The organism is Streptomyces sp. GL_141, from assembly GCF_057834385.1.
Genome location: NZ_CM174402.1, coordinates 2886599 through 2901423 on the forward strand (window position 1 = coordinate 2886599; position 14825 = coordinate 2901423).

The following is a 14825-nucleotide window of genomic DNA, read 5'->3' on the forward strand; positions in this document are numbered from 1 at the left end:
ATTGACCCGAGCTCAATGGAGCCATCCTCAGGGACTGCTTGACCGTAAACCACACTTAAGTGGTCTCGTTTTCACAACATCGCACTACGGCTAAAACCCGAAATCCGGACAAACTGATAGGAGACAGACATGAACGAAACGGACTGTTAGCTCTTCTTCCGGAGTGTCACGGTCGGTATGCGGACACCGGACCGAAACAATCCGCTTGACAAAAGCGAACAGCCCCCTTCGTCACGGTGTACGTGACGAAGGGGGCTGTTCACAAAAGCGCGTACCGGCAGGACCCAAGTGTGACCTAGGTCCTACGCGACTACTTGCCGGACTTGGCGCGCGAAGCGGTGCGCGAGCGGTCCTTCTGGTCCAGGACGACCTTGCGGATGCGGACGGCCTCCGGGGTCACCTCGACGCATTCGTCGTCGCGGCAGAACTCCAGGGACTGCTCCAGGGAGAGCCTGCGCGGGGGCACCACGTTCTCGGTGTTGTCCGCGGAAGCCGCACGCATGTTGGTGAGCTTCTTCTCCTTGGTGATGTTCACGTCCATGTCGTCGGCGCGGGAGTTCTCGCCGACGATCATGCCCTCGTACACCTCGGTGCCGGGCTCGGTGAACAGGACACCGCGCTCCTGCAGGTTGATCATCGCGAACGGCGTGACCGAACCGGAGCGGTCGGCGACCAGCGAACCGTTGTTACGGGTCACCAGCGGGCCGAACCACGGCTCCAGGCCCTCGTGGATCGAGTGGGCGATGCCCGTACCGCGCGTACCGGTCAGGAACTCGGTACGGAAGCCGATGAGGCCGCGGGACGGGACCACGAACTCCATGCGGACCCAGCCGGAGCCGTGGTTCGACATGTTGTCCATGCGGCCCTTGCGGACGCCCATGAGCTGCGTGACCGCGCCCATGTGCTCCTCGGGGACGTCGACGGTCATGCGCTCGACCGGCTCGTGCACCTTGCCGTCGATCACCTGCGTGACCACCTGCGGCTTGCCGATGGTCAGCTCGAAGCCCTCGCGGCGCATCTGCTCGACCAGGATGGCGAGCGCGAGCTCACCACGGCCCTGAACCTCCCAGGCGTCGGGACGCTCGGTGTCGAGGACGCGGAGCGAGACGTTACCGACCAGCTCGCGGTCCAGACGGTCCTTGACCTGGCGGGCGGTGACCTTGCGGTCCTTGACCGCGGACTTGGCGTCCGCGCCCTTGCCGCTGCCGCCGCGGCCGACCATCGGGGAGGTGTTCGTACCGATGGTCATCGAGATCGCCGGCTCGTCGACCGAGATCAGCGGGAGCGCGATCGGGTTCTCCGGGTCGGCCAGGGTCTCGCCGATCATGATGTCGGGGAAACCGGCGACCGCGCAGATGTCACCCGGGCCCGCCACCTCGGCCGGCTTGCGGGTGAGCGCCTCGGTCATCATCAGCTCGGTGATGCGGACGTTGGAGATGGTGCCGTCACGCTTGATCCACGCGACGGTCTGGCCCTTGCGGAGCTCGCCCTGCTCGACGCGCACCAGCGCGATGCGGCCGAGGAAGTTGTCCGCGTCCAGGTTGGTGACGTGGGCCTGAAGGGGGGCCTCCTCGTCGTACACCGGGGCCGGGACGTGGGCCAGGATGGTGGAGAAGAAGGGCTCCAGGCTGTCGCTGTCCGCGGGGACGGTGCCGTCCTCGGGCTTGGTCAGCGAGGCCACGCCGTCACGGCCACAGGCGTAGACGATCGGGAACTCGATCTGGTCCTCGTCGGCGTCCAGGTCGAGGAAGAGGTCGTACGTCTCGTTGACGACCTCGTCGATCCGGGAGTCCGGGCGGTCCGTCTTGTTGATGCAGAGGATGACCGGCATCTTCGCCTGCAGGGCCTTGCGCAGGACGAAGCGGGTCTGCGGCAGGGGACCCTCGGAGGCGTCCACCAGCAGAACGACGGCGTCCACCATCGACAGACCGCGCTCGACCTCACCACCGAAGTCGGCGTGGCCGGGGGTGTCGATGATGTTGATCGTGATCGGGGCCGACCCGTCCTTCGGGTGGTACTTCACCGCCGTGTTCTTGGCGAGGATCGTGATGCCCTTCTCACGCTCCAGGTCGTTCGAGTCCATCATGCGGTCGTCGAGGTGCTGGTGGGCGGCGAAGGCACCGGCCTGCTTGAGCATGGCATCGACGATGGTCGTCTTGCCATGGTCGACGTGGGCGACGATGGCGACGTTACGGATGTCGTGGCGCGTGGGCACTTCGGCGCTTCTCCCGGGATCGTGGATGGCGACGCGTACGGTCCGGCACGCGCGCCTCGACCGGGCGGAAAACCTGCCACGGCCTTACCCCATCGTACGTCGGCTGACGGGAACCGCCTGCCGGGGGGTCTGTCAAGAGGCCGGACGACTGAGCACGGCCGGGTCCTGGGTGGGGGGACGCGGCTGCGGGTGGAGCCTGTAAACACGCGGGTCAACGGGTACGTACGACCTTGCCCGCCGGGTGATCCGGCGGGCAAGGGACTTGAGTCACATCTGAGCTTGAGACCTTCGAATCAACCCCGGATGCACCCGTTCGTCATCACTTCTTCGCGTTGTTTCTCCTCGTTGCTTCTTCTCGCTACTTCTTCTCGTTCTTGCCCTTCGCCGGGGCCGGCTTCTTCCAGCCGATGTCCTGGTAGCGCGGGGCTCCGAGGCCGAAGGCGCCGGCATTGGTGAGACCCGGCTTCACGGCCACCAGCTCGGGGCGCTGGTAGAGCGGGATGGACCCGGCCGTCGCCCAGATCCGGGCGTCGGCCTTGCGCATCAGATCGCGGGAGGCCGCCTCGTCCAGCTCGCCGAGCGCCTGGTCGAAGAGCTGGTCGATGTGGTCGGTGCCGACCCGGGTGTAGTTCTGTTCGACCAGCAGCGAGCCGTCCGCGGCCGGCTCCGGCTTGGCGAAGATGGGCCGGGCGTCGGTGGCCGGGTAGGCGGTCGCGGGCCACGAGTAGAGCGCCAGGTCGTACTGGCCCGAGGCGATGTGGTCCTTGAAGAAGCTCTCGTCGGCCACCTTGGTCAGCTCGGTCTGCACGCCGACCTTCTGGAGCATCTGCGCGATCCGCTCACCGACGGTGCGCAGCGCCTCCGAACCGGGACCGGCCGGCAGGACGAAGCGCAGGGCGAGCGGCTTGCCGTCCTTGGCGAGCATGTTGCCGGAGGTGCGTACGGTCTGCTTGGCGGGGGCCGGGGCGGGGCTCGCGTTGGCCGGGTCCGCCGGTTCGGCGGCGGCCTCGGCGTCGAGGGCCGGGCTGCGCTTGCCGTCGTCGACGGCGTCGGCCTGGGCGGCCTCGGCCTGGGCGCGCAGGTGCTGCTCCTGGAGGTCCGCGAAGGGGGCCGGGGCGAGCACCGGGGAGGGGCGGTTCCGATCGCTCCCGTCGAAGGCGTCGGCGTCGACGATCTCCCCGTCGGGCTGTCCCTCGGGGAGCCCGTCGCCGTTGCGCCCGTCGTCCTGGCCGACGATGTAGAGGCCGTCGTTCCCGGTGCCCGGGCCCGCGGCCGGGCCCGCGGGGGTCTTGGAGTCGTCCGTCTCCTTCGCGGCCTCCGAGCCCGCCTTCGCGCCCGCCGGCTCGGTGAGCTTGCCGCCCCGGCGCCAGCCGGCGTCCGCGAGCAGGGCCTGCGAGGCCTGGGTGTCCTGGCCTCCGAGGGCGTCGCTGTTGTCGGCGTACGCCTGCTGCCCGGCCAGCGCGAGGTGGCTGCCCACCGGCTTCGCGGGCAGGCCCAGCGGCTTCAGGACGATGTCGGCGAGCGCCTGGCGGTCCAGGGCGCGGGCCACGGCACGGCGCACCCGCTCGTCGGCGAGGGGGCCGCTCGCGCCGTTCATGGCGAGCTGGGTGTAGGCGGGCTCCAGGGACTTGCGGACGGTGAAGCCGCGCAGCGCGCTCTGCTCCTCGGCGTACCGCTTCACCGACTCCGCGTGCTTCTGGCGGGTGGCCTGCGCCTCCTTGGCCTTGTCCTCGTCCAGTCCGAAGGCCAGCGCCCAGGACAGGGTGGCCTGCGCGGCCGTCACCGAGGCGGCCGGGCCGTGGGCCCCGTCGGCCTTGGCGGCGTCGCGGCGGGCCAGGGCGATCCGGTCGGCCCCGGTGCGGTCGATCTCCGCCAGGTCGAGCTTGCCGGCGGCCAGCGCGGCCGGGCGTTCGGAGCGGGGCACCGCGGTGAGGACCAGGGTGTCGAGCTTGGCGGGGCTGCCCCACCAGCGCGGGTTGCGGGTCAGCGAGGCCGTACCGGTCTTCTTGTCGATGGCGCCCAGTCCGAAGGGGCCCGCGGTGACCTTCAGGGCGCCCCGGGCCCCTTCGTTGAAGCTCTCCGGGGTGCCGGTGACCTGCTTGGGATAAAGGGGGCTGAAGAGGGAGCGCCAGTCGGCGTACGGCCGGACGAAGGTGACCTTGACCTCCAGGTCCGTCTTGCCGCGCTCGATCTTCTCGATCCGGTCGTAGCCGGCGTTGCGCGCCGTCCAGTACGCGGAGTCCTTGCCGTTCAGGGCCCGCCACTGGGCGACGAAGTCGGCGGCGCCGATCTCGCGGCCGTCGCTCCAGACCGCCTGCTGGTTCAGCTTGTACAGGACGACCTGCTTGGGCTCCCGCTCGACGACCTCGGCCTTCTCCAGGTAGTCGGGATTGGCCACCGGCCGCCCCTTGCCGTCCAGCACGAACAGCTGGGGCAGTACCGCCCCGGCGATCCGGTGGGTGGTGGCGTCCGCATCGGCCTGGAAGGCGTTGAGGGTGCCCGGCATGGAGTCCACGGCCCAGCGCAGCACCCCGCCGTCGGCCACCTTGTCGCGGGTGGCGGCCGCGATGTCCTGCCCGGCGGCGGCCGGGCCGCCCTCGTCTTCACCCGCGCCGCAGCCCGCGAGCAGCGGCAGTGCAAGAACTCCCGAGGTCAGGAGCGCCAAGGACCTGCGCCTTCTCTGGGACATGGGTGGTACCTCCGGGACGGGGCGTGGGGGGAGCCGTGAAAGGGGATGTTTTGATCACGTTCGGCGGTATATGGAGCTGATCACACTGGGTGCCGAAACCCACTGAAATCGACACCCCGCCGCACCCACCGCAGCCGACCCCCGCCACGCCGCGAACCCCACCCGTGCGGACCAATCCGGCTTGCTTTCCGGGCAGGCGTTCCCCCGTAAGAGGGATGAAAATGGGGGCAGGGAGGGGCGCACGGTTCGCGCCTGCGCGCCCGTAATCGCTGCACGTCCCTTCACAACGGGGGACGGGAGGCGCGACACTCGCAGGCGCACATGAGCGTTGCCACCGCACTCAAGCGGAAGTGAGGGCAAATCATGTCCCTGCAAGACGATTTGACCGCCGTACGGCGCAACCTGAACGAGCTGGTCCGCTCCGTGGAGCAGCTGGAGAAGGACGTCGCGCGGCAGGCACCGGCCGCCTCCCGGCCTCCCGGCGCGGGCGCGATGGTCAGCGTCCCGGACACCCCGTACGACAGCGCGCTGTGGACGGACGCCGACGACGAAGGTCTCGGCGCCCGCGACCGCCGCGCTCCCTGACACCCTCTCCCGCACACCCCACCACCCCGCCGGACCCGGTCACCCGCAGCAACGGCGGCCGGGTCCCCCGGGGCACCCCTCATCACTCCACCCGGAGTCCCTCTTGGCCACAGGCACCCAACCATCCCCACAGCGGCCCGGCGGCGTCCACGACGCCTCGCGGGCCGCGATCGCGGCCCGGCACCTGCGGACCGACCGGTGGTGGCTCTCCCCCGCCGGCACCGCGGCCGGGCTGCTCGCCTTCATCGTCTACTCGAGCTGGCGGGCCTTCGCCAACGCCGACTACTACGCGGCGCCGTACGTCTCCCCGTTCTACTCGCCGTGCCTCGCGGAGAACTGCGCCGACATGCGCGGCGGCCCGAACCTGGACCTCTTCGGCAGCTGGTGGGGCCTGTCCCCCGCGCTGCTGATCCTGGTCTTCCCGCTCGGCTTCCGGCTGACCTGCTACTACTACCGCAAGGCCTACTACCGGGGCTTCTGGGCCTCGCCGCCCGCCTGCGCCGTCGCCGAGCCGCACGCCTCGTACAGCGGTGAGACCCGCTTCCCGCTGATCTTCCAGAACATGCACCGGTACTTCTTCTACGCGGCGCTGCCGGTCGCGGGCATCCTCACCTACGACACCGTGCTGACCTTCCGCGACGAGCACTACGCGTGGGGCCACATGGGCCTCGGCACCCTGCTGTTCCTCGTCAACATCGGGCTGATCTGGGCGTACACGCTGTCCTGCCACTCCTGCCGGCACATCATGGGCGGCCGCCTGAAGCACTTCTCCAAGCACCCGGTCCGCTACCGCCTGTGGGGCTGGATCAGCCGCCTCAACACCCGTCACATGCAGCTGGCGTGGGCCTCGCTGATCAGCGTGGCCCTGTGCGACTTCTACGTGTACCTGCTGGCCAGCGGCGCCTTCACCGACCCGAGGATCTTCTAGTGACCCAAGTGGAACGGCAGCAGTGGGACGTGGTCGTCGTCGGGGCCGGCGGCGCCGGGCTGCGGGCCGCGATCGAGGCGCGCGAGCGGGGCGCCCGTACGGCCGTGATCTGCAAATCCCTCTTCGGCAAGGCCCACACCGTGATGGCGGAGGGCGGGATCGCCGCCTCCATGGGCAATGTCAACGAGGGCGACAACTGGCAGGTCCACTTCCGCGACACGATGCGCGGCGGCAAGTTCCTGAACCAGTGGCGGATGGCGGAGCTGCACGCCAAGGAGGCCCCGGACCGGGTCTGGGAGCTGGAGACCTGGGGCGCGCTCTTCGACCGCACGCCCGACGGGAAGATCTCGCAGCGCAACTTCGGCGGGCACGAGTACCCGCGGCTCGCGCACGTCGGCGACCGGACCGGGCTGGAGCTGATCCGCACCCTCCAGCAGAAGATCGTCCAGCTCCAGCAGGAGGACTTCAAGGAGTACGGGGACCACGAGGCCCGGCTCAAGGTCTTTCAGGAGTGCACGGTCACGAGGATCCTGAAGGACGGCGAACGGGTCTCCGGGACCTTCTGCTACGAGCGCGAGACCGGGCGGTTCTTCGTCCTGGAGGCCCCGGCGGTGGTGCTGGCCACGGGCGGGATCGGGAAGTCCTTCAAGACCACGTCCAACTCGTGGGAGTACACCGGCGACGGCCACGCGCTGGCGCTCCTCGCCGGGGCGCCGCTGCTGAACATGGAGTTCGTGCAGTTCCACCCGACCGGCATGGTCTGGCCGCCCTCGGTGAAGGGCATCCTCGTCACCGAGTCGGTGCGCGGCGACGGCGGGGTGCTGCGCAACAGCGAGGGCAAGCGGTTCATGTTCGACTACATCCCGGACGTGTTCAAGGAGAAGTACGCGCAGTCCGAGGAGGAGGGCGACCGCTGGTACGAGGACCCGGACCACAACCGGCGCCCGCCCGAGCTGCTCCCCCGCGACGAGGTGGCCCGCGCCATCAACTCCGAGGTCAAGGCCGGGCGCGGGTCCCCGCACGGCGGGGTGTTCCTCGACGTGTCCACCCGGATGCCGGCGGAGCGCATCAAGCGGCGGCTGCCCTCCATGTACCACCAGTTCAAGGAGCTGGCGGACGTGGACATCACCGCCGAGGCGATGGAGGTCGGCCCGACCTGCCACTACGTGATGGGCGGCATCGCGGTCGAGTCCGATACGGCCGCCACCCTCGGGGTACCGGGCCTGTTCGCCGCCGGTGAGGTCGCGGGCGGGATGCACGGCTCGAACCGGCTCGGCGGGAACTCCCTCTCCGACCTGCTGGTCTTCGGCCGCCGGGCCGGGCTGCACGCCGCCGAGTACGCGGCGCGGGACGCCCCGGCCGTCGGCGGGCGGCCCGAGGTGTCCCAGGCGCAGATCGACGCGGCGGCCGCGGAGGCGCTGGCCCCCTTCCATGCCGCCGAGGGCGCGGAGAACCCGTACACCCTCCACCAGGAGCTCCAGACGGCCATGAACGACCTCGTCGGGATCATCCGCCGCGAGGGCGAGATGGCCCAGGCCCTGGAGAAGCTCGCGACCCTGCGCGTACGGGCCGCACGGGCGGGGGTCGAGGGGCACCGGCAGTTCAACCCGGGCTGGCACCTGGCCCTGGACCTGCGCAACATGCTGCTGGTCAGCGAGTGCGTGGCCCGCGCGGCCCTGGAGCGCACCGAGAGCCGGGGCGGGCACACCCGCGAGGACTGCCCGGCGATGGAGCGGTCCTGGCGACCGGTGAACCTGCTGTGCCGGCCCGTCACTGTGCCCGATGGAAACCTCGCCCCCTCGGATCCTGCCGCGGACCGGATCGAGCTGACCCGGGTGCGCACCGATCCCATCCGATCCGACCTGCTCGCGCTCTTCGAGAAGGAAGAGCTGGTCAAGTACCTCGCCGAAGAGGAGCTGTACGAGTGAGTACCTACGATGCCGCGTTCCGGATCTGGCGGGGTGACGCGGAGGGCGGTGAGCTGCGCGACTTCACCGTGGAGGTGCACGACGGGGAGGTGGTCCTGGACATCGTCCACCGGCTCCAGGCCACCCAGGCGTCCGACCTCGCGGTGCGGTGGAACTGCAAGGCGGGCAAGTGCGGTTCGTGCAGCGCGGAGGTCAACGGGCGGCCGCGGCTGATGTGCATGACGCGGATGTCGACCTTCTCCCGCGAGGAGACGATCACCGTGACCCCGCTGCGGGCCTTCCCGGTGGTCCGCGACCTGGTGACGGACGTGTCCTTCAACTACCAGAAGGCGCGCGAGGTGCCCGCCTTCGTGCCGCCCGCGGGGGTGGCGCCGGGCGAGTACCGGATGCAGCAGATCGACGTGGAGCGCTCCCAGGAGTTCAGGAAGTGCATCGAGTGCTTCCTGTGCCAGGACACCTGTCACGTGGTGCGTGACCACGAGGAGAACAAGGCGGCCTTCGCCGGTCCGCGCTTCCTGATGCGGGTGGCGGAGCTGGACATGCACCCGCTGGACGCGGCGGCCGAAGCGGGCCTGGACCGCAAGCGCACGGCGCAGGACGAGCACGGGCTCGGCCTCTGCAACATCACCAAGTGCTGCACGGAGGTCTGCCCCGAGGGGATCAAGATCACCGACAACGCCCTGATCCCGCTGAAGGAGCGGGCCGTGGACCGCAAGTACGACCCGCTGGTGTGGCTCGGGAGCAAGATCGGGCGCCGTTCGGATCGATAACGACCCGGAAACAACCCCCTGTTGTTCACTTGGCCGTACAGAATGCCCCTTGGAGCAACGTCGTTGACGTGGTGTCAGGGGGCATTCGCAGTGCGGGTGGGGGATCAGCTGGCGGGCCGGTACCGCTTGGACCGGCGGCTCGGCCGGGGCGGCATGGGCGAGGTGTGGCGGGCGTACGACACCATGCTGAACCGGGCCGTGGCGGTGAAGGTGGTGCTGGAGGCCGTCGCGAGCGAGGAGGCGGTCGCCCGCTTCCGGCGCGAGGCCACCATCGGGGCGCAGCTCCAGCATCCCGGCATCACCGTGGTGCACGACGTGGGGCAGGAGGACGAGCAGCTCTTCATCGTGATGGAGCTGCTCGCGGGCGAGGACCTGGAGGCGGCCCTGGCCCGGGAGCCGGGCGGGCTGCCCGCGGCCGTCGCGGTGGAGCTGGCCGCGCAGAGCGCCGAGGCGCTGGCCGCCGCGCACGAGCTGGGGGTCGTGCACCGGGACCTGAAGCCGTCCAACCTCTTCCTGCTGCCCGGCGGGCGGCTGAAGATCTGCGATTTCGGCATCGCGCACTCCGCCGACGCCACGGCGGGCTGGACGGTCACCGGCCGGGGCGGTCTCGGCAGCCCGCCGTACATGGCTCCCGAGCAGTGGCGGGGCGAGCACGTGGACGCCCGGTGCGATCTGTACGCGCTGGGGTGCGTGCTGTACGCCCTGCTGAGCGGTGAGCCGCCCTTCGGGCGGACCGAGGGCTTCTGGGTGCTGATGCGCCGCCACACCGAGGAGCGGCCCGTGCCGCTGCGCGAGGCCGGCACGCAGGTCCCCGAAGAGCTGGACCGGCTGGTGCTGCGGCTGCTGGCCAAGGAACCCGCGGACCGCCCGGAGTCGGCGCTGGCGGTGGCGGCGGCCCTGCGCGGACTGGCGTGGCCCGCGGGCACGTCCCCGGCCGGAGACGTGCCCCTGTCGGGAGACGACGGCCGCGGCGGTGAGGGCGGGACCGCGACCGAAGCCCCCGGCGGACCGGAGGCCGGAGGCGAAGCCCAGGACGGAGGCGGAACCGGGGGCGGGGCCGGGGACGGGTCCGCAGCCGGGGCCGGGGGCGGGTCCGCAGCCGGGGCCGGAGGCAGCGCCGGTGTCGGGGCGGTCGCCGGGGACGGGTCCGCGACCGGAGGCGGGCACGGGTCCGCGACCGGAGGCGGGCACGGGTCCGCAGCCGGGGGCGGTGCCGGTGTCGGGGCGGGCGCCGGGGACGGGGGCGGGACCGCGTCCGGGGCGGGGCGGGAGTTCCTGCGTGATCTGCTGACCGAGGTCGAGGACACCCTCCTGCTGCTGCCCGCCGACAGCGGGGCCCGCGTCGAGATGCTGAGCACGGCCGCCGACGCCGCGGCCCGCTTCGACGCGGATCTGGCCCGCCGCCTGCTGCGCGACGCCGAGGCGGCGGCGTGGACCGCGGGCCGGGGCGACGGGGCGCGGGTGGTCCGGCATCTGCTCCTCCTGGCCGGGAACACCTCCGCGCACGCCCCGGCCCGGTCCCGCCGGCTGCTGACCGACGCGCACCAGGCGCTGTTCACCGTGCCGGCCCCCGACCGGGCGGGCCTGCTGCGGGAGGTGGCCGGGAAGTTGCTCAGGGTCGACCCCCAGCAGGCTCACCAGATCGCCGAGTACCACTTCGCGAACAACCCCGAGGACAGGCCGCTGACGGACCGGATCCACAAGGGCACGATCGCCTCGGACCCCGAACGGGCCCTTCAGTACCTGGACTTCATCACGGACCCCGGCCGAAGGGCGGCCGAGACGTACGAGATGGTCCTGGCCATGGGGGTACGGGACCTGCCCGCGGCCCTGCGGCTGACCGGGCGGATCGGTGACTCGGTGGGCCGGCTACTGGTCCTGTGCCAGCTGGTGGAGGACCTCGCCGCCGCCAAGGACCGCGAGGGCGCGGCACGCGTGCTGGAGCAGGCCGAGGCGGCTCTGCCCCCGGCCCTGTCCGAACGGGCCTCCTGGCTGCGGGAGGAGGCCGACCGGCACGCGGCGAGCGGGCAGGACGTCGAGGCCGAGCGGCTGCGCAGCAGGGCCGCGGCCCTGCTGCGCGGCCGGCTGGAGGCGGCCGCCGACGACAAGGCGAGCCACTCCGCGGCGGCCCTGGCCAGGGCCAGGGACCAGGTGGCGGTGCCCGCCCCGGCACAGCAGGACCTGGGCCATGCCGTGGAACGGGCCCACCGGGCCCGGAGCCTGCCCGACGCCGCCAAGCGGGCCGACGCACTGCTCGCCGCCGCGTGGACGTACGCGGCCGGGGGCGGCGCGCCCTGGCTGACAGCGGTGTCCGCCGACCCGGGTACCCCGCTGCCGTCCCGGACGACGGTCCACTTCGCGCCCGGCGGGACCGGCTACCGCGACACCTGGCGGGGCAACCTCGCCTGGTCCACGGACGCGATGGCGGACGAGCTGCACGTGGCCGGCGGGCTCCTCGTGCGGCGGTCGGGCAACGAGGTGGCCCTCCTGAACGCGGACACGAGCACGATCCACTGGGCGGCCCGTGCCGACGAGGGGGTGAGCGCGGCACCCCGGCTTCCGGGGGAACGGCGGCTGCGCGTCTCCTGCCTCGCCGATGCCGGCACCGTCTACGTCGAGGTGTCGCGCACCGACGGGCCCGGGGCCCGGCTGGTGGCCCGGGAGCCGGAGAACGGCCGGGTGCGCTGGTGGCGGGACATGCCGGAGCGGCTGCCCCTGCACAGTGTCGGCGCGGTGCTGCTGCAGGGGGCGCCGGGCGATCTCACCGCCCTGGACGCGGCGACCGGTGACGTGCTGTGGCGGCACCGCCTCCTGGACCCCGACTCCCGCTCCCTGGCGGCGGGCGACTTCCTGCTCCTGAAGGACTCCCGGCTGCTCCGGGCGCTGCACCTGCCGACCGGCCGCACGGTGTGGTCGTGGTCCGTGGAACCGCCCGCGAACCACGTGGTGTACGCGGACCAGGACCTCGGGGACGACCCGGTCCACTTCCTGGACGGCGCGTTCCTCATCGCCCTGCGCCGGAGCGACGGCCGGCACCTGTGGCGGTTCGAGGTGGGCCGCGCCGCGGAGGGGCTGCGGATCGCAGGGGGCACGGTGTACGTGGCCGCGTACGATCCGGGCCGGGGCGAGGACCGGGTCGTCGCGCTCGACGCCGGGACCGGGGCGCTGCGCTGGCAGCGTGCACTGGCCCGGCACGGGGGGCCTCAGTGCGCGCTGCACCTGCTGGGCCTGCGGGCGGGCGCCCTGTACGTCAACGTGCAGAACGGCGGGCGCCGCGGCCGGTTCGGCCGTACCGCGGATCCCTTCGTCGCCGTGCTGGACGCGAAAACGGGCGCGAAGCTGCGCGAGTGGGGGCACCCGAACGCGTCGGACGGCGAGACCCTGCTGGTCGGCGAGCGCCTCGTCCTGTCCCGCCCCAACCTCAGGGCGTACGCCCTGCCCTAGGCCGTCTCTTTCGGGTCCCGTCGGTCAGGCCCGCGTCATCCGGTGCCGGGCCGGGGCGGGACCACTCCGGGTGCGGGGCCACCAAAGGGCCCATACCCTCCGAAATGTGACTCCGCCGAGAAGCAGCACGAAGAGACGCACCACCGCCGGGATACCCGTCCGGACCGGCCTCGCCCTCGCCGCCGCGCTGCTCGCGCTCGCCGGCTGGGCGACGGCCGTCGCTCCGGGCGCCCGGGCCGACGACCCCGTCACCCTGTCCCAGCAGGGGCAGATCACCGACCGCGTGGGCGCGCTGGGCGACCGCAAGCCCGAGGTCACCGCCGCGCTGGACAAGCTGTACGCCGACCGCAAGGTCCAGCTGTTCGTCACGTACGTGCGCGACTTCTCCGGCCGGTCCGCGCAGAGCTGGGCCGATGCCACCGCCCAGAAGAACGGCCTCGGCCAGAACGACGTCCTGCTGGCCATCGCCACCGGGGCCCGGCAGTACGCCTATTCGGCCGATGTCGACTCCGGATTCACCGAGGCGCAGCTCGCGGCGGTCGCGCAGACCGCGATCGAGCCGGCCCTGAAGCAGAACGACTGGGCGGGCGCCGCGATCGGCGCCGCCAACGGCTACGACGCGGTCCTGGGCGGACAGCCCGTGCCGGTCCCGGCCATCGTCCCCGGCGAGGCCGACCCCGGAGGCGCCGCGGCGGGCGGCGGCGAGAGCGGCGCCGGGGACTTCGTCCTCCCCGTGGTCGCGGTCGGCGCGGCCGGCGCCCTCGGGGCGTACGCGTACACCCGCCGCAAGCGCAAGCAGGCGGGCGGCGGCAGCGGCGGTACGAGGACCACCGGGTGGTCCGGGCAGGGGCCCGCCCCGCTCCCGCTGGCGGAGCTGGACGGCAAGGCCAAGGCCCTGCTGGTGGAGACCGACGACGCGATCCGCACCAGCACCGAGGAACTCGGCTTCGCCACCGCCCAGTTCGGCGAGGAGGCGGTGGCGGCCTTCACGCAGGCGGTGGAGTTCGGGAAGGGCGAGCTGACGGCCGCCTTCCGGCTGCGCCAGCAGCTCGACGACGCGTACCCGGAGGACGACGCCACCCGCCGTCGGATGCTGGACGAGATCGTGGCCCGTTGCACGGAGGCGAGCCGGCGGCTCGACGCCGAGTCGGCTGACTTCGACCGGCTGCGGGACCTGGAGAAGAACGCCCCGCAGGCCCTCGCGACCGTGGAGGCCCACTTCCGCGCCCTGACGGGCCGTACGACCACGGCGGAGGCGACCCTGACGGCGCTCGGCCGCCAGTACGCGGACTCCGCGGCGGCGCCGGTGGCCTCCAACCCCGAACAGGCCAAGGACCGGCTGTTGTTCGCGACGACCAGCCTCGGCGAGGCCCGCGCCGCGATCGACTCCGGCGACAACGGCAAGGCCGCCGTGCACGTCCGGGCGGCCGAGGGCGCCGTGGACCAGGCGGCGACCCTGGTCGACGCGGTGGAGCGGCGCGCGCAGGAGCTGGCGGAGGCGGCCGGGAAACTTCCGGGCGCCCTCAACGAGACGGACACGGACCTCGCGGACGCGCGCGGGCTGCTGACCGGCACCACCGAGGGCTCGACCGGCGATCTGCGCGGCCGGATCAGCCGGGCGGAAGCCGTACTGGCCGACGTACGGCAGGAGCAGGCGGCCGGCCGGTACGACCCGCTGGACGCGCTGCGCCGCGTGGAGGAGGCCGACGCGGCCCTCGACGAGGCGCTGGCCGGGGCCCGCGAGCGGGAGTCGGGCCGGCAGCGGGCCGCGGCCCTGCTCGATCAGGCCCTGCTCACGGCCCGCAGCGCGATCGGCGCGGCCACGGACTACATCACCACCAGCCGGGGTGCGATCGGCAGCCAGGCCCGGACCCGGCTGGCGGAGGCCCAGCGCCACCTGGAGCGGTCCACGTCCCTGGCGGGCTCGGACCCGGCGGGCGCGCTCGCCGAGGCCCAGCAGGCGGACTCGCTCGCGCGCCAGGCGCAGCAGCTGGCCGAACAGGACGTACGGGGCTACCAGAACCCGTACGGCGGTGGCGGCGGCCGGCAGCAGGGCGGCGGGATGGGCGGCGCGGTGCTCGGCGGGATCATCCTCGGCGAGATCCTGGGCGGCGGCCGCGGCGGAGGCGGCTTCGGCGGCGGCGGGGGCGGTGGCTTCGGCGGGGGCTTCGGCGGGGGCGGCGGACGCGGCCCCGGCTCCTTCGGCGGCGGCGGCACCCGCGGCCGCATGGGCGGCGGCGGCCGCTTCTGACATGTACTCCCCCTC

General features: G+C 72.4%; 8 protein-coding genes. 6 read left to right on the forward strand and 2 right to left on the reverse strand.

The annotated features are described in order from the left end of the window. Positions 1-310: 310 nt before the first annotated feature. Together typA and AC3IX6_RS12230 are read right to left on the reverse strand one after the other, a co-directional pair. Positions 311-2215 carry a translational GTPase TypA gene (gene typA / locus AC3IX6_RS12225; protein ID WP_266904846.1) on the reverse strand — a complete coding sequence of 635 codons (1905 nt, stop codon included), beginning with the start codon at positions 2213-2215 and terminating at the stop codon, positions 311-313. A gap of 358 nt (positions 2216-2573) precedes the next feature. Beyond that, positions 2574-4904, reverse strand: a complete 2331-nt coding sequence (locus tag AC3IX6_RS12230; protein ID WP_489370142.1) for an ABC transporter family substrate-binding protein — start codon at positions 4902-4904, stop codon at positions 2574-2576. Between the two features lie 363 nt (positions 4905-5267). Between AC3IX6_RS12230 and AC3IX6_RS12235 the strand changes: the two genes are divergently transcribed. The 6 genes from AC3IX6_RS12235 (at position 5268) to AC3IX6_RS12260 (ending at position 14810) form a co-directional block, all read left to right on the forward strand. Further along, positions 5268-5489, forward strand: a complete 222-nt coding sequence (locus AC3IX6_RS12235) for a hypothetical protein (protein WP_266904850.1) — start codon at positions 5268-5270, stop codon at positions 5487-5489. Between the two features lie 103 nt (positions 5490-5592). Next, positions 5593-6417, forward strand: coding sequence for a hypothetical protein (locus tag AC3IX6_RS12240; protein WP_389696427.1), 825 nt, complete (start codon positions 5593-5595; stop codon positions 6415-6417). Beyond that, entirely contained in the window at positions 6417-8345 is a 1929-nt protein-coding gene (locus tag AC3IX6_RS12245) for a fumarate reductase/succinate dehydrogenase flavoprotein subunit (RefSeq protein WP_489370143.1), read from the forward strand. The genes AC3IX6_RS12240 and AC3IX6_RS12245 overlap by 1 nt, the downstream gene beginning before the upstream one ends. After that, positions 8342-9115: a succinate dehydrogenase/fumarate reductase iron-sulfur subunit gene (locus AC3IX6_RS12250; protein WP_489370144.1), complete on the forward strand. Its 774-nt coding sequence runs from the start codon at positions 8342-8344 to the stop codon at positions 9113-9115. The genes AC3IX6_RS12245 and AC3IX6_RS12250 overlap by 4 nt, the downstream gene beginning before the upstream one ends. A gap of 96 nt (positions 9116-9211) precedes the next feature. After that, positions 9212-12559 (forward strand): protein kinase domain-containing protein, encoded by a 3348-nt coding sequence (locus AC3IX6_RS12255; RefSeq protein ID WP_489370145.1) that lies wholly within the window; start codon positions 9212-9214, stop codon positions 12557-12559. A 106-nt stretch (positions 12560-12665) separates the two neighbouring features. Continuing rightward, entirely contained in the window at positions 12666-14810 is a 2145-nt protein-coding gene (locus AC3IX6_RS12260; RefSeq protein WP_489370146.1) for a TPM domain-containing protein, read from the forward strand. The last annotated feature ends 15 nt before the right edge of the window (positions 14811-14825 follow it).

Excerpts from the sequence above, each read along its gene's own strand:
- AC3IX6_RS12230 (WP_489370142.1), bottom strand. The coding sequence starts at position 4,904 with ATGTCCCAGAGAAGGCGCAGGTCCTTGGCGCTCCTGACCTCGGGAGTT.
- AC3IX6_RS12235 (WP_266904850.1), top strand. The coding sequence starts at position 5,268 with ATGTCCCTGCAAGACGATTTGACCGCCGTACGGCGCAACCTGAACGAG.